This window comes from Leptothrix cholodnii SP-6, assembly GCF_000019785.1.
GTDB classification, from domain to species: Bacteria; Pseudomonadota; Gammaproteobacteria; order Burkholderiales; family Burkholderiaceae_C; genus Sphaerotilus; species Sphaerotilus cholodnii.
This window is the reverse complement of sequence record NC_010524.1, coordinates 4,769,456-4,787,426: the sequence shown is the minus strand read 5'-3', so window position 1 is coordinate 4,787,426 and position 17,971 is coordinate 4,769,456. Positions and strand designations below refer to the sequence as shown.

Annotated in this window: 19 protein-coding genes; 7 read left to right on the top strand and 12 right to left on the bottom strand. The window is 70.0% G+C overall.

All coding sequences use genetic code 11. The annotated features are described in order from the left end of the window. Positions 1 to 103: 103 nt before the first annotated feature. Together LCHO_RS21305 and LCHO_RS21300 are read right to left on the bottom strand one after the other, a co-directional pair. Positions 104 to 631, bottom strand: coding sequence for a SixA phosphatase family protein (locus tag LCHO_RS21305; RefSeq protein WP_012349270.1), 528 nt, complete (start codon positions 629 to 631; stop codon positions 104 to 106). A gap of 234 nt (positions 632 to 865) precedes the next feature. Next, positions 866 to 1,078, bottom strand: coding sequence for a hypothetical protein (locus LCHO_RS21300; protein WP_190274825.1), 213 nt, complete (start codon positions 1,076 to 1,078; stop codon positions 866 to 868). A gap of 207 nt (positions 1,079 to 1,285) precedes the next feature. On the opposite strand from LCHO_RS21300, the gene LCHO_RS21295 reads away from it, so the two are divergent. Continuing rightward, positions 1,286 to 1,531 (top strand): cysteine-rich CWC family protein, encoded by a 246-nt coding sequence (locus tag LCHO_RS21295; protein WP_012349269.1) that lies wholly within the window; start codon positions 1,286 to 1,288, stop codon positions 1,529 to 1,531. Between the two features lie 10 nt (positions 1,532 to 1,541). Here the strand turns inward: LCHO_RS21295 and LCHO_RS21290 are convergent, their stop codons facing one another. The 7 genes from LCHO_RS21290 to LCHO_RS21260 all read right to left on the bottom strand — a co-directional run bounded on the left by LCHO_RS21290 (position 1,542) and on the right by LCHO_RS21260 (position 8,499). Further along, entirely contained in the window at positions 1,542 to 2,813 is a 1,272-nt protein-coding gene (locus LCHO_RS21290; protein WP_012349268.1) for an O-acetylhomoserine aminocarboxypropyltransferase/cysteine synthase family protein, read from the bottom strand. A 116-nt stretch (positions 2,814 to 2,929) separates the two neighbouring features. Beyond that, positions 2,930 to 3,946, bottom strand: coding sequence for a transketolase family protein (locus LCHO_RS21285; RefSeq protein ID WP_012349267.1), 1,017 nt, complete (start codon positions 3,944 to 3,946; stop codon positions 2,930 to 2,932). Then, on the bottom strand, positions 3,943 to 4,806 hold the full coding sequence (locus LCHO_RS21280; RefSeq protein WP_012349266.1) for a transketolase: 864 nt from the start codon (positions 4,804 to 4,806) through the stop codon (positions 3,943 to 3,945). The genes LCHO_RS21285 and LCHO_RS21280 overlap by 4 nt, the downstream gene beginning before the upstream one ends. 32 nt (positions 4,807 to 4,838) lie before the next feature. Continuing rightward, positions 4,839 to 6,098, bottom strand: a complete 1,260-nt coding sequence (locus LCHO_RS21275; protein ID WP_012349265.1) for a TRAP transporter large permease — start codon at positions 6,096 to 6,098, stop codon at positions 4,839 to 4,841. Positions 6,099 to 6,122: 24 nt separating this feature from the next. After that, on the bottom strand, positions 6,123 to 6,650 hold the full coding sequence (locus LCHO_RS21270) for a TRAP transporter small permease (RefSeq protein ID WP_012349264.1): 528 nt from the start codon (positions 6,648 to 6,650) through the stop codon (positions 6,123 to 6,125). A 62-nt stretch (positions 6,651 to 6,712) separates the two neighbouring features. Then, positions 6,713 to 7,705, bottom strand: coding sequence for a TRAP transporter substrate-binding protein (locus tag LCHO_RS21265; RefSeq protein WP_012349263.1), 993 nt, complete (start codon positions 7,703 to 7,705; stop codon positions 6,713 to 6,715). 44 nt (positions 7,706 to 7,749) lie between these two features. After that, on the bottom strand, positions 7,750 to 8,499 hold the full coding sequence (locus LCHO_RS21260) for an SDR family NAD(P)-dependent oxidoreductase (RefSeq protein ID WP_012349262.1): 750 nt from the start codon (positions 8,497 to 8,499) through the stop codon (positions 7,750 to 7,752). A gap of 161 nt (positions 8,500 to 8,660) precedes the next feature. Between LCHO_RS21260 and LCHO_RS21255 the strand changes: the two genes are divergently transcribed. The 4 genes from LCHO_RS21255 (at position 8,661) to LCHO_RS21240 (ending at position 13,974) form a co-directional block, all read left to right on the top strand. Continuing rightward, on the top strand, positions 8,661 to 9,554 hold the full coding sequence (locus LCHO_RS21255; RefSeq protein WP_012349261.1) for a LysR substrate-binding domain-containing protein: 894 nt from the start codon (positions 8,661 to 8,663) through the stop codon (positions 9,552 to 9,554). A gap of 73 nt (positions 9,555 to 9,627) precedes the next feature. Continuing rightward, positions 9,628 to 10,344, top strand: coding sequence for an ABC transporter ATP-binding protein (locus tag LCHO_RS21250; RefSeq protein ID WP_012349260.1), 717 nt, complete (start codon positions 9,628 to 9,630; stop codon positions 10,342 to 10,344). Between the two features lie 16 nt (positions 10,345 to 10,360). Then, on the top strand, positions 10,361 to 12,742 hold the full coding sequence (locus LCHO_RS21245; protein ID WP_012349259.1) for an ABC transporter permease: 2,382 nt from the start codon (positions 10,361 to 10,363) through the stop codon (positions 12,740 to 12,742). An 8-nt stretch (positions 12,743 to 12,750) separates the two neighbouring features. Beyond that, entirely contained in the window at positions 12,751 to 13,974 is a 1,224-nt protein-coding gene (locus LCHO_RS21240; protein ID WP_012349258.1) for an efflux RND transporter periplasmic adaptor subunit, read from the top strand. 35 nt (positions 13,975 to 14,009) lie between these two features. Here LCHO_RS21240 and LCHO_RS24165 read toward each other — a convergent pair whose 3' ends face one another. Continuing rightward, positions 14,010 to 14,141 (bottom strand): hypothetical protein, encoded by a 132-nt coding sequence (locus LCHO_RS24165; RefSeq protein WP_012349257.1) that lies wholly within the window; start codon positions 14,139 to 14,141, stop codon positions 14,010 to 14,012. A 130-nt stretch (positions 14,142 to 14,271) separates the two neighbouring features. On the opposite strand from LCHO_RS24165, the gene ppk2 reads away from it, so the two are divergent. Further along, positions 14,272 to 15,204 carry a polyphosphate kinase 2 gene (gene ppk2, locus LCHO_RS21235; RefSeq protein ID WP_012349256.1) on the top strand — a complete coding sequence of 311 codons (933 nt, stop codon included), beginning with the start codon at positions 14,272 to 14,274 and terminating at the stop codon, positions 15,202 to 15,204. Here the strand turns inward: ppk2 and LCHO_RS21230 are convergent. Beyond that, a complete protein-coding gene (locus LCHO_RS21230) occupies positions 15,198 to 16,229 on the bottom strand; it encodes a DUF3616 domain-containing protein (protein WP_012349255.1) in 1,032 nt (343 codons plus the stop codon). The two genes, ppk2 and LCHO_RS21230, sit on opposite strands and share 7 nt — an antisense overlap. Before the next feature lie 76 nt (positions 16,230 to 16,305). Here LCHO_RS21230 and LCHO_RS21225 point away from each other — a divergent pair, with 76 nt between their 5' ends. Continuing rightward, the gene (locus LCHO_RS21225) at positions 16,306 to 17,136 is read left to right on the top strand and encodes a hypothetical protein (RefSeq protein ID WP_012349254.1); all 831 of its coding nucleotides are present in this window, start codon (positions 16,306 to 16,308) and stop codon (positions 17,134 to 17,136) included. A gap of 6 nt (positions 17,137 to 17,142) precedes the next feature. On the opposite strand, the gene LCHO_RS21220 is transcribed toward LCHO_RS21225, so the two are convergent. Then, positions 17,143 to 17,967, bottom strand: a complete 825-nt coding sequence (locus LCHO_RS21220) for an endonuclease (RefSeq protein ID WP_420805707.1) — start codon at positions 17,965 to 17,967, stop codon at positions 17,143 to 17,145. Between the last annotated feature and the right edge of the window lie 4 nt (positions 17,968 to 17,971).

Here is a 17,971-nt window from a genome sequence, read left to right as displayed (position 1 = left end):
GTTGGGTGGGCATGCAGACGTCTCCGATGGGTTCAGGCCGCGCAGTGTCGGTCACCCGGGCCTGCGTTGCGCTGACGCGCCGCCCGGCCTGGGCCGAGGGGGCTCAGGCGGCGCCCATCAAGGCACACGGCAGGTGCCACAGCAGCCGCGCCGGCGCGCCGATGCCGTCGGGCCAGTCCAGGGCCGTGAGCGAGGCCTTCTTCGGCCACAGCACCGGCCGCGGGCTGTGCAGCAGGGCGGCGATCAGGCCGCTGAGGTCGGGCTCGTGGCCGACCAGCCAGGGCTCGGGCGGGCCGGGCAGGCGCATCAGGGCGTGCATCAGGTCCTGCACGCGCGCCAGGCTGACGGCGGGGGGCGTGCCGATCTGCAGCCAGTCGGCCGGCTCGGGCGCCGGGCAGTCGCCCAGGTGGCCGGCCAGCAGCGCAGCGGTCTGCGCGGCACGCGGCAGCGGGCTGGTCAGCAGCCGGCCCGGGCACAGGCCCTGGCGCCGGCACCAGGCCGCCACGTCGCGCGCCTGGCGTTCGCCCTTGGCGACCAGCTCGCGACGGGCGTCGGGCAGGTCGGGGCGCGGCTCCTGGGCGGTGGCGTGGCGCAGCAGGACGATGCGGGGGCTGGGCAGGGGCTCGGACATGGCAGCAGGGCCCGGTCAGCGAACCGGCCACGCGGTGTGGACAACACGCCGAACTGTAGGCGGCCGACGGCACAGGGGGGGAAGAAAGCGGTGACAGGCGCTGCAGGGCTGCGTCCCACCGCCAATCAACTGTCTCTGGCGCTCACTGCACCTCGGTCGATTGGCGCTGGAATCCGCAGCGTCGGCAGGCCCGTCCCCCAGGCGTCGGCCGGATGGCCGCCGCCTCGAACGCGATCAGATACGAAGCAATCGGTTCAGACTCTGAGCGACATCATGCGCACGCAACTGTTGCGCCGCTGTGTCACTGCCGACCAACACCAGCACCGCCAGCAGCGCCAGGGCGCTGCCCAGTGGCCAGGCCGCCCGGGCAATGCGTTGATCCTGCGCAACACGACCGGCGTCGGGATCAACCCGGCGGGTGGCGATGGCGGTGAGGTGGCTCGGCATGGAACGCATGGTGCCCGGCATGCGGCGGCAGGGCGTAACCAGTTCCGCCAGTCGTTTCGGTTTGCAATGCGGGGCTCGGGCCGTGAAATTGCTGCACCGCGGGGAAACCCGGGCGAAACCGGCGTGTGCGACCACTGACACCGGTTCTACATCCCGACACAGAAATGGGCTCGAATTGACAATTGGCAGACGCCGTAAGCTCGCCGCATGGACCGCCACGACAACGCCCCCGACACCCGCCCGCCCGCCACCGCCGCAGCCCTGGACGACCGCTGCGCGCGCTGCGGCGGCGGTTTCCACTGCGGCGCCCGCGACGCCGCGCCCTGCGCCTGCAGCACGCTGACGCTCAGCGCGGCGCTGCAGGCCGAGTTGCGCACGCGCTACGTCGGCTGCCTGTGCCTGGGCTGCCTGCGCGAACTCGCCGCCGCCGCAGCAGGCGGCGAGCCGGCCTGAGCCCGGCGCGTCAGACCGCGGCGAGCGCCTGGTCGATGTCGGCGATCAGGTCGTCGATGTGCTCGATGCCGATCGACAGGCGCACGGTCTCGACCGTCACGCCCGCCTTGGCGAGCTCTTCGGGGCCGAGCTGGCGGTGCGTGGTCGACGCCGGATGGCAGGCCAGCGACTTGGCGTCGCCGATGTTGACCAGCCGGGTGACGAGCTTGAGCGCGTCCTGGAACCGCGCGCCGCCATCACGCCCGCCCTCGACACCGAAGGTCAGGATGCCCGACGGACGGCCGCCGAGGTAGCGCTGGGCCAGCGCGTGATCGGCGTGATCCTCGAGGCCGGCGTAGTTGACCCACTTGACCTTGGCGTGGCCGCGCAGGTGCTGCGCCACGGCCTTCGCGTTGGCGCAGATGCGGTCCATGCGCAGCGCCACGGTCTCGATGCCCTGCAGGATCAGGAAGGCGTTGAACGGGCTTAAAGCGGCGCCCATGTTGCGCAGCGGCACCACGCGGGCGCGGGCGATGTAGGCGGCCGCACCGAGCGCCTCGGTGTAGACCACGCCGTGGTAGCTGACGTCGGGTTCGTTGAGACGCCGGAACCGCGCCTTGTGCTCCGCCCACGGGAACTTGCCCGAGTCGACGATCGCCCCGCCCACCGAGTTGCCGTGGCCGCCGAGGTACTTGGTCAGCGAATGCACCACGATGTCGGCGCCGTGTTCGAACGGCCGGCACAGGTAGGGCGTGGGCACGGTGTTGTCGACGATCAGCGGCACGCCGGCGGCATGCGCCACGTCGGCCAGCGCGCGCAGGTCGGTGATGTTGCCCAGCGGGTTGCCGATCGACTCGCAGAACACCGCCTTGGTGCGCGCGTCGATCAGCGCGGCGAACGCGGCCGGGTCGCGCGGGTCGGCAAAACGGGTCTCGATGCCCTGCTGCGGCAGCGTGTGCGCGAACAGGTTGTAGGTGCCGCCGTAGAGCGTGCTCGACGAGACGATGTTGTCGCCCGACTCGGCGATGGTCTGGATCGCCGCGGTGATCGCCGCCATGCCCGAGGCCATCGCCAGCGAGGCGATGCCGCCTTCCAGATCCGCCAGGCGCTGCTCCAGCACCGCGTTGGTCGGATTCATGATGCGGCTGTAGATGTTGCCCGCCACCTTCAGGTCGAACAGGTCGGCGCCGTGCTGGGTGTCGTCGAAGGCGTAGGCCACCGTCTGGTAGATCGGCACCGCGACCGCCTTGGTGGTCGGATCGGGGCTGTAGCCGCCGTGCACGGCGAGGGTTTCGAATTTCATCGGGTGAACTCCTTGGGCGTGGAAAGCCCCGGATGGTGCACCCGGCAACCGGCGCGGGCAGCGGGGGCTATCCCCGAGGCGACCGCCGCGCCGCGCCTTCACCTTCAAGCCCCGGATCAGCCCAGCCAGCCCTTGATGCGGCCGGCCAGCGCTTCGCGGCTGATGCCGTAGCGGTCGTGCAGCGTCGGCAGCGCGCCGGCGTCGAGGTAGGCATCGGGCAGCCCCGCCATCTGGAAGCCCGCCGGCTGCACGCGATGGCGCAGCAGCGCGCTCGCCACCGCCTCGCCCAGTCCGCCGATCACCGAGTGGTTCTCGGCGATCACGACCAGCCGATGCTTGTACTTCACGGCCTCGATGATGGTGGCCTCGTCGAGCGGCTTGATCGTCGGGCAGTGCAGCACCGCCACGCCGATGTTGTCGGCCGCCAGCGTCTGCGCCACTTCGAGCGCGCGCATGGTCATGAAGCCGCTGGAGATCACCAGCACCTCGTTGCCCTCGCGCAGCATCTTGGCCTTGCCGAGTTCGAAGCTGTAGTCGTATTCGTCGAGCACCAGCGGCACGTTGCCACGCGCAAGCCGCATGTAGACCGGGCCCTTGTGCGCAGCGATCTGCGGCACGGCCTGTTCGAGGTCGAGCGCATCGCAGGGGTCGACGATGGTCAGGCCCGGGATGGCCCGCATCATCGCGATGTCGTCGGTCGCCTGATGGCTGGGGCCGTAGCCGGTGGTCAGGCCGGGCAGCGCGCAGCACATCTTGACGTTGAGGTTCTCCTCGGCGATCACCTGGTGGATGAAGTCGTAGGCACGCCGGGTGCCGAACACCGCGTAGGTGGTGGCGAACGGGATCAGGCCTTCCTTGGCCATGCCGCCGGCCGCCGCCATCAGCAGCTGCTCGGCCATGCCCATCTGGTGGAAGCGCTCGGGGTAGACCTGCGCGAACAGGTGCAGGTCGGTGTACTTGGCCAGGTCGGCCGTCATGCCGACGATCTCGGGCCGGGTCGCGGCCAGTTCGACCAGCGCCTTGCCGAACGGCGCGGCCTTGACGCGCTGCCCTTCGGAGGCGATCGAGGCGATCATGGCCGAGGTGGTCAGGCGCGGCTTCTTCTCGGTGGCGGTGGTGTTCACGGCGCTCATGCTTGCGCTCCTTCAGCTTGCGATTGATCCAGGATCTGCAGGGCCTGCTGCCACTCCGGCGGGTCGACGCGGATGAAATGGTTCTTGTCGCGCGTCTCCAGGAAGGGCACGCCCTTGCCCATCAGCGTGTCGAACAGGATCACGCGCGGCTTGGCTTCGGTCAGGTTGCGTGCGGCGTCGAAGGCCTCCAGCACCGCCGCCAGATCGTTGCCGTCGACACGCTGCACGTGCCAGCCGAAGGCGGCCCACTTGTCGGCCAGCGGCTCGAAGCCCATCACCTTCGACGACGGGCCGTCGGCCTGCTGGTTGTTGATGTCGATCAGGCAGATCAGGTTGTCCAGGCGGTGGTGCGCGGCACCCATCGCGGCCTCCCAGACCGCGCCCTCGTCGAGCTCGCCGTCGGACATCGAGTTGTAGATGAAGGCCGGGTTCTTCTTGTGCTTCAGGCCCAGCGCCATGCCCACGCCGATCGCCAGGCCCTGGCCCAGCGAGCCGCCCGAGATCTCCATGCCGGGCGTGTAGGTCGCCATGCCCGACATCGGCAGGCGGCTGTCGTCGCTGCCGTAGGTTTCGAGTTCGCTCTCGGGGATGATGCCGGCCTCAATCAGCGCGGCGTAGGACGCGATCGCGTAGTGGCCGTGCGAGAGCAGGAAGCGGTCGCGGCCCTCCCATTCGGGTTCGTCGGGGCGCAGGTTGAGTGCGTGGCCGTAGGCCACCGCCAGCACGTCGGCCCAGCCCAGCGCCTGGCCGATGTAGCCCTGGCCCTGCACCTCGCCCATGCGCAAGGCATTGCGGCGGATGCGGTAGGCCACTTGTCGAAGCTCGGCCAGTTCGGCCCGTTCAGCGGTTGTCGTCGTCATGGAAATCTCCGTGAAGGAAGGTTGGGCGCGGGTCATTTCAGGATGCTGGCCGGCACGTAGGACACCAGGGCCAGCACGCCGAAGGCGACCAGGTAGAAGGGCCCCAGTTCGCGCACCGTCTGGCCGACCTTGACCTTGGCCAGTGCGCTGGTGATGAACAGCGTGGTGCCCACCGGCGGCGTGTACAGGCCGATGGCCAGGTTCACGACCATCATGATTCCGAGCTGCGTCATGTCCATGCCGATGCTCTGGGCCAGTGGCACGAACACCGGTGTCAGCAGCAGCACGGCGGCCGGCAGGTCGATGAACATGCCCATGAACAGCATCAGCAGGTTCATCAGCAGGATCACGAGCCACTTCATCTCCACGTTCTGCTGCACCCAATGAGCGATGCCCTGCGGCATCTGGTCGAAGGTCAGCAGCCAGCCGATCGCGGCCGAAGCCATGATCACCAGCAGCACCACGCCCGTGGCCAGGCCGGCATGCACCACCGCGTCGTCCAGCCGGCGCCAGCTCAGGTCGCGGTAGATCACCGCCGAGACCAGACCGGCGTAGAGCGTCGACAGCACGGCCACCTCGGTGGGCGTGGCGATGCCGAAGCGCAGGAAGATGATGATCAGCACCGGCAGCACGACGGCCGGCAGGGCGTACAGCAGGTGCCTGCGGAAGGCGACACCGTCGAACGGCGTGGTGTCACGCGGGAAGTTGCGGCGCTTGCCGACCCACCAGCAGACCGCCATGAAACCCCCGCACATCAGCAGGCCGGGCAGCACGCCGGCGACGAACAGCGAGGCGATCGACGCGTTCGCGGTCAGCGCGAACAGGATCATCGGGATCGACGGCGGGATCATGATGTCGATGGTGGCCGCGGCCGCCAGCGTCGCCGCCGAGAACGCCGCCGGATAGCCGAGCCGCTTGTGCCACGGAATCAGCAGCGAGCCGATCGCCGAGGCGTCGGCCACCGCCGAGCCGGAAACACCGCCGAACAGCGTCGACGACAGCACGCCCACCTGCGCCGGGCCACCGTGGAAGCGGCCGATCAGCGTCGACAGCACGCCGACCAGCGCTTCGCCGAGCTTGCCGCCCATCATCAGCGTGCCGGTCAGCATGAAGAACGGAATCGCGATCAGCGGAAAGCTCTGCACCTGCGCGACCATCTGCTGCACCAGCAGGTCCAGCGGCACGCGGTCGGAGGTGGCGGCGGCGGTCATCGCCGCCAGCAGCAGCGCGTGGGCGATCGGCATGGCGGCCACGGCCGCGCCGAGAAAGACGAGGAGGATGAGGGCACTCATGGTGTTCTCCGTTGGATCAGGGGTTCACCAATGCGCCGTCGGCACGCTGGGTTCGGCGTTCGGCACGGGCTCGGTCGAGCTGCGCCAGACCTGCCAGGCCGACTGCAGTGCCAGCAAGGCGAGCAGGGCCATGCCGGCCATCACGCAGGCGTAGGTCAGCGAGCCGGGCACCTGCAGGATCGGCGAGGTCTCGTCGTGCACGATGTCGAGCATGCGAAACGTCGCGATGGCCAGCGTGCCGTACAGGCCCGCCACCACCAGCCAGCTCACCACCCCGACCCCGCGCCGCACGGCAGCCGGCACGGCCTCCATCAGGAAGGTGGTGGCGATGTGCGCGCTGTGCACCGCCGCCATCACCACGCCGGCCATCACCAGCCAGGGGAACAGCAGCTCAGGCACCTCGTTGGCCCATTGCAGGCTGGACCCTCGGGCGTAGCGCAGCACCGTGTTGGCCACCAGGATCACGAAGATGGTGGCCGTGCTCAACCACAGCACCCCACGGCACAGGCCCACCACGCCTCGTTCGACCGGGTTTCGTTCGACAGCATTCATGTCAGTCTCCTCAATGAGGCGGCTCGGGCGCCACGGGCGCCCGGGCCGTCACTCCGATCAGCTCACTTGGCGCGAGCGGCCGCGATGACCTTCTTGACGTACGGGCCGATCGGCATCGCCAGCCACTTGTCATCCACCGCGGCGGTGGCCTTCTCGAAGGCGGCCTTGTCGACCGTGGTGACCTGCACGCCCTTGGCCTTGAGCTCGCCGAGCAGCTTGTCGTCGACCTCCTGGGACTGCTTGCGCTGCAGCGCGGTGGCCTCGGCAGAGGCCTCGGTGACGGCCTTGCGATCGGCCTCGGACAGCCGGTCCCAGGTGCGCTTGCTCATCAGGAAGGGCGTCATCTGGAACATGTGGCTGGTCAGCGCCAGGTGCTTCTGCACCTCGTAGAGCTTGCTGGCGTGGATGTTGACGAGCGGGTTCTCCTGCCCGTCGACCACGCCCTGCTGCAGCGCCACGTAGAGCTCGGCGAACTTGATCTGCTGCGCCTCGGCACCGAGCGATTGCATGATGTCGACCAGCACCGCGTCGGGCGGCGTGCGCATCTTCAGGCCCTTCATGTCCTCGACCTGGGTGATCGCCCGCTTGCTGTTGGTCATGTGGCGGATGCCGTTGTCCCAGTAGCCGAGCACGACCAGCCCCTTCGCTGCGGTCTTGTCGCTCAGCTCCTTGCCGAGCGGGCCGTCGAGCAGCTTGAAGGCCTGCGCCGCGTTCGAGAACAGGAACGGCATGCCGTAAGCGGCGTACTCGGGCACCGCATTGGCGACCGCACCCTGCGAGTTGGCCGACATGTCGAGTGCGCCGGTGCGCAGCGCCGTCACCATCGCGGCATCGTCGCCCAACTGGGCCGACGGTGCGACCTGCACCTCGATGCGCCCGCCGGTCTTGGCCTTGAGCACCTCGGCGAACTTCACCGCGGCTTCGTGGCGCGGATTGCCCGGTGCCGCGCCGTGGCCCAGCGTCAGCTTGACGGTCTGCGCCTGCACTGCCATCGGGGATAAGAGGGCGCCGGCCGCCAGGGCCAGAAGGGTGCGGGTGAATTGATTGCGTTGCATGGTGTCTTGTCTCCGTCGTGTTTGAACTGGTGGGGGGGCAGGGCTCAATGGATCAGCATGCCGCCGTTCACGTCGAGCGTGATGCCGGTGCAATAGAGCGAGAGGTCGCTGGCCAGAAAGACGCAGGCGCCGCCGATGTCGTCGGCACGGCCCAGGCGGGCGAGAGGGATCGTCTCGGCGATCTCGGCCTTCTTCTCTTCGGTGAGCTTGCCCTTGATGATGTCGGTGCCGATCAGGCCGGGCGTGATGCAGTTGATGCGGATGCCGTCGGGGCCGAACTCGCGCGCCATGGCGCGCGCCAGGCCCAGCACGCCGGCCTTGGCGGCCGAGTAGTGCGGTCCGCCGAGGATGCCGCCGCCGCGCTGCGCCGAGACCGACGAGATGCAGACGATCGAGCCGCTCTTCTGCTGCTGCATGGCCGGCAGCACGGCCTGCGACATGTACAGCGTGCCGCGCAGGCTGACGTCGAGGATGCGGTCGTAGTCGGCGCCGGTGATGTCGAGCGTCTTGGCCGGTTGCGTGATGCCGGCGTTGTTGACCAGCACGTCGATGCGGCCGTAGGCCTGCAGCACGGCGGCCGCGGCGGCGTCGCACGAGGCCTTGTCGGTCACGTCGGCCACCCAGCCGAGGTGGCCGGCGCCGAGTTGCGCCGCCGCTGCGGCCGGCTCGGCGCCGGCCAGGTCGAGCACCACGACGCGGGCGCCCTGCGCCGCCATCAGGCGCGCGGTGGCAAAGCCGAGGCCGTTGAGGCCGGCACCACCGGTGATGACGGCAACCTTGTCTTTGAGCAGCATGTCTTGGATCTCCAGGCGGAAGTGAAGGGTTCGGAATCGGGATTCGGGGGGCGGGTCTGCGCAGCGCTTGGGACGAATGGTCGGCATTTGCGTTCATGACGACAAGCGATGTGTCATCAACCTAAGATGACGAACCGTCACTCAACAGCAGGGTTGACCCCATGTCCTACATCCCGCCCATCACCAACCTGCAGGCCTTCGAGGCGGTGGCCCGGCGCCGCAGCTTTGCGCTCGCGGCCGCGGAACTGCACCTCACGGCGTCGGCCATCAGCCACCAGGTGACGCGGCTCGAAGCGCACCTGGGCGTGCGCCTGTTCGAGCGCAGCGCGCACGGCGTGCGCATCAGCCCGGCGGGCGAGTCGTACCTGTCGCGCATCGGCCGCGCGCTCTCGGCCATCGCGGCCGCGACCGAGGACTTGCGGCAGGGCGTCCGCAACAGCCTCTACGTGCACTCGGCACCGAGCATCGCGAGCCTGTGGCTGATGGCGCGCCTGCAGGGCTTCGCGCAGGCCTACCCAGACATCTCGCTCAACCTGTCGTCAGCGCACACACCCAGCGACTTCGAACTCGGCCAGTCGGACATCGACATCCGCTACGGCGTGCCGAACTGGCCCGACCTGGTGGTCGAGCCGCTGTTCGAAGAAAGCATCGTGCCGCTGGCGAGCCCGGAGTTCATCCGCGAGCATCGGCTCAAGCGCCCCGAGCACCTGCTGGGCGTCAAGCTCATCCAGAGCAACGTCAGCGTGGTGCAGTGGGCCGACTGGTTTTCGGCGTTCACCGACCAGCACGCGCCGGAGCGCTTCAGCGTGCGCTTCGACCGGGCCCAGATGTCGCTGGACGCCGCCACCCAGGGCCTCGGCGTCGCGCTCGAAAGCACCACCATCGCCGGCCGGCACATCGCCGAGCGCCGGCTGCGGCCGGTGTTCGGGCTCGACAAGGCGATCAAGGTCAAGGCGCACTTCGCCGTCTACCCGCCGCGCCACGCCAAGCGGCCGGCGGTGGAGGCGTTCCTGGCCTGGCTGCACGGCGAGGCGGCAAAAGGCCAGGCGACCTGATCCCGCATGACTTGATCGCTCTCAAGCCCTGCTTCGCACCGCTGCCGAGAATCGGCTGAAGGAGCCCCACCGCATGCCGCCCGACGCACCGATCGTCTTTCGCGCCCGCGACCTCGCCAAGGTCTACGGAAGCGGCGAGGTCGAGGTGATCGCGCTGCACGACGTCTCGCTGGAGATCGCGCGCGGCGAGTTCGTGGTGCTGCTGGGCGCCTCGGGCAGCGGCAAGAGCACGCTGCTCAACATCCTCGGCGGGCTCGACGTGCCCACGCGCGGCGAGGTCAGCTTCGGCGATCACCTCTTGAGCGGCGCCAGCGAGGCCGAGCTGACACGCTACCGGCGCGAGCACGTCGGCTTCGTGTTCCAGTTCTACAACCTGATCCCGAGCCTGACGGTGCGCGAGAACGTCGCGCTCGTGACCGACATCGCCGCGCACCCGATGGACATCGACGAGGCCATCGCATTGGTCGACCTGAGCGCGCGGCGCGACCACTTTCCGGCGCAGCTGTCGGGCGGCGAGCAGCAGCGCGTGGCGATCGCGCGTGCCATCGTCAAGAAGCCCGACGTGCTGCTGTGCGACGAGCCCACCGGCGCGCTCGACTACAGCACCGGCAAGCGCGTGCTCGACGTCATCGCGCGCATCAACCGCGAGCTGGGCACCACCGCGGTGGTGATCACGCACAACGCGGCCATCGCCGGCATGGCCGACCGCGTGATCTACCTCGGCGACGGCCACATCCTGCGGGTCGAACGCAACGCGCACAAGGTGTCGCCGGCCGAGTTGAGCTGGTGATGCGGGACACCGCGCCATGAAAGCGCTCGACCGCAAGCTGCTGCGCGACCTGCTGCGCATGTGGAGCCAGGCGCTGACGATCGCGCTGGTGGTGGCCAGCGGCATCGGCGGTTTCCTGACCACGTTGTCGGCGGTCGATTCGCTGGCGCTGGCACGCGATCGCTTCTATGCCGAGGGCCGTTTTGCCGACGTGTTTGCCGGCGTGAAACGCGCGCCGCTCGCGCTGGTCGATACCTTGCGCGATGTGCCCGGCGTGGCCGATGTGCAGACCACCACCGAGAAGACGGTGCGGGTCGAGATCGCCGGCTCGACCGACCCGATCGTCGGCCAGCTGATCGGCATCGACCGCGGCCAGCCGCTGCGCATGAACCGCATCACGCTGCGCAGCGGCCACGCCGACGACGCCTCGATGTCACCCGGCCGGGCGCTGCCCGACGGCGCGCTGCCGGCCTGGGTGTCGGAGTCGTTCGCGGTGGCGCATGGCTTGAAGCCCGGTGCGCGGCTGTCGGCGTTGATCAACGGCAAGCAGCGCGCGCTGGTGGTGGCCGGCGTGGCGCTGTCGCCCGAGTACATCTTCGCCGGCCTGTGGGGCATGCCGGACACACGCGGCTTCGGCGTCTTCTGGGTCGACCAGGAGGCGCTGGCCGCGGCCTACGACATGGCCGGCGCGTTCAACCGCGTGGCCGTCAAGCTCGCGCCCGGCGCCGATGAACGCGCGGTGATCGACGCGCTGCAACGCCGGCTCGCGCCCTACGGCGGGCGCCAGGCGAGCGGCCGCGCCGACCAGACCTCGCACGCCATGCTCGACAACGAGATCAAGGAGCAGCGCGTGCTCGGCAGCGTGCTGCCGTCGATCTTTCTCGGCGTGGCCGCGTTCCTGCTCAACGTGGTGGTGTCGCGGCTGGTGGCGACGCAGCGCGAGCAGATCGCCGCGCTGAAGGCGCTGGGCTACGCCAACAGCGCCATCGCCGCGCATTACCTGAAGATGGTGCTGGCGATCGTGGCGGTGGGTTTCGTGCTCGGCATCGGGCTGGGCGACACGATGGGCACGATGCTGACGCGGCTGTACGCCGAGTTCTTCCGCTTCCCGAGTTTCGAGCACCGCATCGCGCCGGGGCTGCTGCTGGTGGCGCTGGCGCTGACGCTGGCCACCGCGGTGCTGGGCACGCTCAACGCCATCGCCGCCACCGTGCGGCTGGCGCCGGCCGAGGCGATGCGCCCGCCCGCACCCGGCCGCTACCGGCGCACGCTGCTCGAAACCCTCGGCGTGAAAGGCATCCCGACGCCGCTGCGCATGATCGTGCGCAACATGGAGCGCCGGCCGCTGCGCACGGGGCTGTCGATCGGCGGCGTGGCCGCGGCGGTGGCGATCGTGATCATGGGCAACTTCTTCCGCGATGCGATCGAGTTCATCGTCGACTCGCAGTTCAACCTCGGCATGCGCAGCGACGTGGCGGTCTGGCTGCTCGAAGCCACGCCCGATGCGGCCCGCCACGAGCTGGCGCGCGCACCGGGCGTGACGATGACCGAGTCGCTGCGCTTCGTGCCCGTCACGCTGGTCAACGGTCATCGGCGCGAGCGTGTCGAGATCCGCGGCTACGGCGACACGCAGGAGCTTTACCGCGTGATCGACGTGCGCAACCGCCAGACCCGGCTCGACGGCAACGGCCTCGTGTTGACCGACCGGCTGGCCGCCAAGCTCGGCGTGAAGGTGGGCCAGACGCTGCAGGTCGAGCCGCTCGAAGGCCGGCCGCGCACGCTGCACCTGAAGGTCGACGCCACGGTGCAGGAGATGATGGGCCTGAACGCCTACATGGGCCGCAGCGCGCTCAACCGCGCGCTCGGCGAGGGCGATCTGTCGTCGGGTTTCGTGCTCGCCATCGAGCGCGGCCGCGAGGGCGAGCTGCTCGACGCCACCCGTGCCATGCCGCGCGTGGCCGGTGCCTTCAGCAAGGCCACGATGCTGCGCAACATGCAGGAGATCAGCGCCCGCAACATCCGCATCATGAGCAGCGTGCTGACCTTCTTTGCCGCGGTGATCGCGGTCGGCGTGGTCTACAACAACGCCCGCATCGCGCTGGCCGAGCGCACCTGGGAGCTGGCCAGCCTGCGCGTGCTGGGCTTCACGCGCGCCGAGGTGTCGGGGCTGCTGCTGGGCGAGATGGCGATCTCGATCGGCATCGCGCTGCCGCTGGGCATGGCGCTCGGTTACGGGCTGGTGCACCTGATCGCCGGGCTGCTGCAGAGCGACCAGTTCTTCTTTCCGGTGGTGATCCTGCCGCGCACCTACGCGTGGGCCGCCTTGTGCGTGATGGCCGCGGGCGTGGCCAGCGCGCTGGTGGTGCGCCGGCGCATCGATCGGCTCGACATGGTGGCCGCGCTCAAGACGAGAGAGTGAACCCGAACATGAACCGCAAGACGCTCCTGATCGCCGCGGCCGGTGCGGTGGCACTGGCCGCCATGCTGGGCTGGGCCTTCGCGCCGCGGCCGGTCGAGGTGGAGATCGCCACCGCCGGCATCGGCCCGTTCGAGACCACCCTCGACGAGGACGCCCGCACCCGGCTGCGCGAGCGCTACGTCGTCTCGGCGCCGCTGGCCGGGCGGCTGCAGCGCGTGACGCTGCGCGAGGGCGATGCGGTCGAGGCCGGCGCGGTGCTCGCCACGCTGCGGCCGGTGTTGAGCCCGATGCTCGACGAGCGCACGCTGCGCGAGCAGCAGGCGCGGGTCGGTGCGGCCGAGGCCGGCGTGGCGCAGGCCCGCAGCGGCGTCGGCGCGGCGCAGGTGGCGCTGGAACGCGCCGCCCTGCAACTGCGCCGCACCGAGCAGCTGGCGCAACAGGGTTTCGTGGCGCCGACCCAGGTCGACACCGACCGGCTGGCGGTGCAGGCGGCGCAGCAAGGGCTCGACGCGGCGACCGAGGCGGGACACGTCGCCAGCCACGCGCTCGATCAGGCCCGCGCCGCGCTCGGCGCCGTGCGCAGCGCGGGCACCGGCCGGGCCGACGGCGCGCCGTTCGCGCTGCGCGCACCGCTGTCGGCGCGGGTGCTGAAGGTGCACCACACCAGCGAGGCGACCGTGGCGCTGGGCGCGCCGCTGATCGAGCTGGGCGACACCACGCAGATGGAGATCGTGGCCGAGCTGCTGACCACCGACGCGCTGCTGGCGCGCCCCGGCAGCGCCGTGCGCATCGAGCGCTGGGGCGGCCCCGCCGTGCTGCAGGGCCGGGTGCGACGCATCGAGCCGGCGGCGTTCACCAAGGTGTCGGCGCTGGGCGTGGAGGAGCAGCGGGTCAACGTGCTGATCGACATCACCAGCCCGGGCGCCGAGTGGGCCGCGCTGGGCGACGGCTACCGCGTGGGCGTGCGCATCGTCACGCGCAGCGAGAGCGCGGTGCTGCGCGTGCCGGTGAGCGCGGTGTTCCCGCTGCCGGCGGGTGAGGCTGCGGCGAGCCCGGGCCACGCGGTGTTCGTGGTCGATGCCGGCCACGCACGGCTGCAGCCGGTCAAGGTGGCCGAGCGCAACGGCAGCCTGGCGTGGATCGAACAAGGCCTGGCGGCCGGCGCCGAGGTGATCGTCTACCCGCCCGCGAGCGTGGCGGACGGCGTGCGGGTCAAGCGGCGCGGCGTCTAGCCGGGCCCGCCCGCAGGCGATCGATCACCGAGCGATCACTTCTTCTTGCTGCGGTCGGGCACGACCGTGACCTTGGTGGGCATCACCGGTTCGGACGACACCGGCTTGGACGGCTGGTCCTTCTTCGGCTTCTTGGCTTCCTTGGTGCTGCGCTGGCCCTTGGGCATGGTGATCTCCTTGAATCGATCGGTGGGGTGGATGTGTCGAGCGCCAGCATTGTGCGCGCTGGCGACGCTGTCATGCGTTCGTCACGGCGGCGCTGAATCATGCGTGGTTCAGCCACCGGAGACCGCGTCCATGTCCGAACTGCCGAATCACGATGAACTGGTCGAGCGCATCCAGCGCGACCTGATCGACAGCTACGACGAAGAGCTCGAACTCGAGATCGAGGACCGCGACGCGTCGGGCTATCTCAGCGATGGCGCCGAAGCGGCCAGCGAGCCCGCCGACCTGCGCAAGGCCCGGCGCATGGCCTACTTCCGCGAGCTGTTCCGCCTGCAGGGCGAACTCGTCAAGCTGCAGGACTGGGTGGCGCACACGCGCCGCAAGGTGGTGATCCTGTTCGAGGGCCGCGACGCCGCCGGCAAGGGCGGCGTGATCAAGCGCATCACGCAGCGCCTGAACCCACGTGTGTGCCGCGTGGTGGCTCTCCCCGCGCCCAATGACCGCGAGCGCACGCAGTGGTACTTCCAGCGTTACGCCGCGCACCTGCCCGCCGCCGGTGAGATGGTGCTGTTCGACCGCAGCTGGTACAACCGCGCCGGTGTCGAGCGGGTGATGGGCTTCTGCAGCGACGACGAGTACGAGGAGTTCTTCCGCTCGGTGCCCGAGTTCGAACGCATGCTGGTGCGCTCGGGCATCGTGGTGCTCAAGTACTGGTTCTCGATCACCGACGACGAGCAGCACCTGCGGTTTCTGGGCCGCATCCACGACCCGCTCAAGCAGTGGAAGTTGAGCCCGATGGACCTCGAATCACGGCGCCGCTGGGAGGAGTACACCAAGGCCAAGGAGACCATGATCGAGCGCACCCACATCGCCGAGGCGCCGTGGTGGGTGGTGCAGGCGGTCGACAAGAAGGCCGCCCGGCTCAACTGCATCCAGCACCTGCTCGGCCAGTTCGACTACCACGAGGTCGAGCGCCCGACCGTGGTGTTGCCCGAGCGGGTGCGCAACCCCGACTACATCCGCCAGCCGGTGCCCGGCGACATGATCGTGCCCGAGTTCTATTGACCGGCCGTCACGCCGGGCAGCATGAACTCGACGCTGCGAAACGACTTCTTCCTGTCGGGCACCGCCTTGTCCTTGCAGTCGCGGCCGTCGACGCGGGTGCTGCCATCGTCGCTCAGCAGTTGCACCAGGCCGGTCTCGGCCCAGGCAAAAAGCGCTTCGGGGCGCCGCTTGCCGAGCGGCGCATCGGGCACCGGCCGGGCCGCATCGCCGACCCGGCCCGACCACGTGTAGAGCGCGAAATCTCCCGCGCTGCCGCTGCCGTCGTCGTGCGGCCCGGCGACGATGACGTAGCGCGTGCCGATGCGCTCGATGCTGCGGATGCCACGCCCGCCGAGGTCGAGCCGCACGCCGTCGCCCAACACCGGCCGGGCCGCCGCATCGAGCACCTCGCGCGGGTTGTCGAGCGGCACCAGCAGCGCCTGGCCGCCCGGGCGCGGGTTGCGAAAACCGATCAGCAGGCCGCCCGACGGTGTCGCGGCCAGCCCCTCGATGTTGAGCCCGTCGGCGTCTTCAGGCGCGCGTTGCGATGCGGCGGCCAGACCGAACTGCGCCAGCCGGGGCTCGGCCACGAGCGCCCGCAGCAGGCCGTCGTAGGCCGGCGTGGCGAGCGGGCGCACGCCGGGCGTGCCGGCCACATCGACCGCCTCGGTGGCGAAGAAGCGGTAGCGCGTGGGCTCGATGTCGCCACCCGAATCGCGCCCGTGCGAGGCGATCCAGTAGATGCGCGCACCCAGCATCGCGGCGCCTTCGATGTCGGCCTCCCTGGGCTTGCGGCCGGGGCGGCGCGAGCCCAGGTGATCCGTCAGGTCGGCGCTGCCCACCGGCCGGGCCTCGCCGCGCCGGTAGATCATCAGCACGTCGCGTTCGTCATCGGCGACGACGAAGTGCCGGGGGCCCAGCGCGACGGCGGCCGAGGCGTCGCAGATGCCGTGGTACGAGAACTTCGCCGACGGCGCGGCGGCCGCGGACAGGGCCATCAGCCAGAAGGCCAGGCCGGCAGAGAAGGGTCGGAAACCAGAAGTCATGGAAGCTGCGCTCGCTGGGGACGGGATGCCGCCACAGCATCGCACGCCATCGATCGATACACGACAACAACACGACATGACACTCGACATCCTCGTTTGGTGGGGCTTTCTCGGCACGGTCAGCCTGTTCAACCTGCTGGCATGGGCGGCGTCGGCTTCGTCGCTCGAACGGCGCAGCACCGCGCTGGGCCCGCACGCACATGCGGCGCGGCGGCTGCAGCTGCTGCTGTCGGCGGCCTACGTGGGCGGCTGCGCGTTCCGATCGGTGTTTCCGCTCTTCGACGTGCCACGGGTGTGCCTGGTCGACACCTGGCTGTCGACCGTCATCGTCGGGCGCAGCGTGGCCACCGTGGCCGAGCTGTGTTTTGCCGCGCAGTGGGCGCTGCTGATGGATGAACTCGCGGACGCAGCCGGTAGCCGGATCGGCAAGGTGACGGCGCGCGCGCTGGTGCCGCTGATCGCGCTGGCGGAGACCTGCGCCTGGTTCGCGGTGCTGACCACCGCCAACATCGGCCACGTCGCCGAGGCGTCGATCTGGAGCCTGAGTGCGGCGCTGGCGGTCACGGCGCTGATCGCGATCTGGCCGCGCTGCGATGCCAGGCTGCGCAACGTGCTCGGCGTCTGGTGCGCCGCCGGCCTGGCGTATGTCGCGTTCATGGCGCTGGTCGACGTGCCGATGTACTGGTCGCGCTGGCTCGCCGACGAGGCCGCGGGGCGCCAGTACCTGAGCCTCGCGCAAGGCCTGGTCGACGCCACGCAGCGCTGCGTGGTCTCGCACCGCTGGGCCGACTGGCACACCGAGGTGCTGTGGATGTCGCTGTACTTCAGCGCCGCGGTGTGGCTGAGCATCGCGCTGGTCCACACGCCGGTGCTGGCCGAACACGTCGTCAAGGCCGATCGGCGCTGACGGGGCTCAGTCTTCGAGGTGGATGCGCTCGCAGCCGCCGTCGAGCAGCGGCTTGACGAGGATGCGATAGGCGTCGAGGTCGAAGCCGGCGCCTGCACCGGGGTCGGCGAGCGGAGGGCGGGCGTCTTGCGCGCCGCCGACGTCGAGCGTGCGCTCATGGCGCCAGTTGCGCACCACGTGGGTCTGGACCCAGTCGCCGTCGCGCTCCACCAGCCCGACCGCACCGGGAAACGGCCAGCGCTGCACGGCGCACTGCGCCAGCGCCTGCGCCACCCGCAGCGCATGGGAGGCGGCCGATTCGCGGCCCACGCACACGCCGTCGCAGCGCCCGAGCTGCAGCCCGAAGCAGCCACGCCGTGTGGCCGGCTCGAGGCCCAGCGCCACCAGGCACAGGCGATGCGCCTGCGCGGTGTCGATCAGGAAATCCTTGGCCGCATGGGCCGAGCGAAACAGGCCGAACAGGCCGTCGGTGACGGCGAAATCGACGTCTCGCGAATACACCAGCGCCGGCGCGACGGCCGGCTGCGAACCGCAGAACCGCCACGAACACAGCTCGCGCGAGCGGCGCAGCTGCTTGTTGTAGAGCGGCTGCTGCGCCTTGATGAGCCGCGACTCGAGCAGCAGCGCGCCGATCTCGCCGGCGGTGCGGATCCACGTCACGCGGCGGGTCTGCAACAGCATGCGGGCCTCGCCCGGCTCGCGCAGATGCGAGAGCACGCGCGAGCGGATGTTGACGCTCTTGCCGATGTAGAGCGGCAGGGCGGACTCGCCGTGGAACAGGTAGACGCCCGGGGCCGACGGCAGGGCGCGCAGGTCTTCTGTCGGGATCACCAAC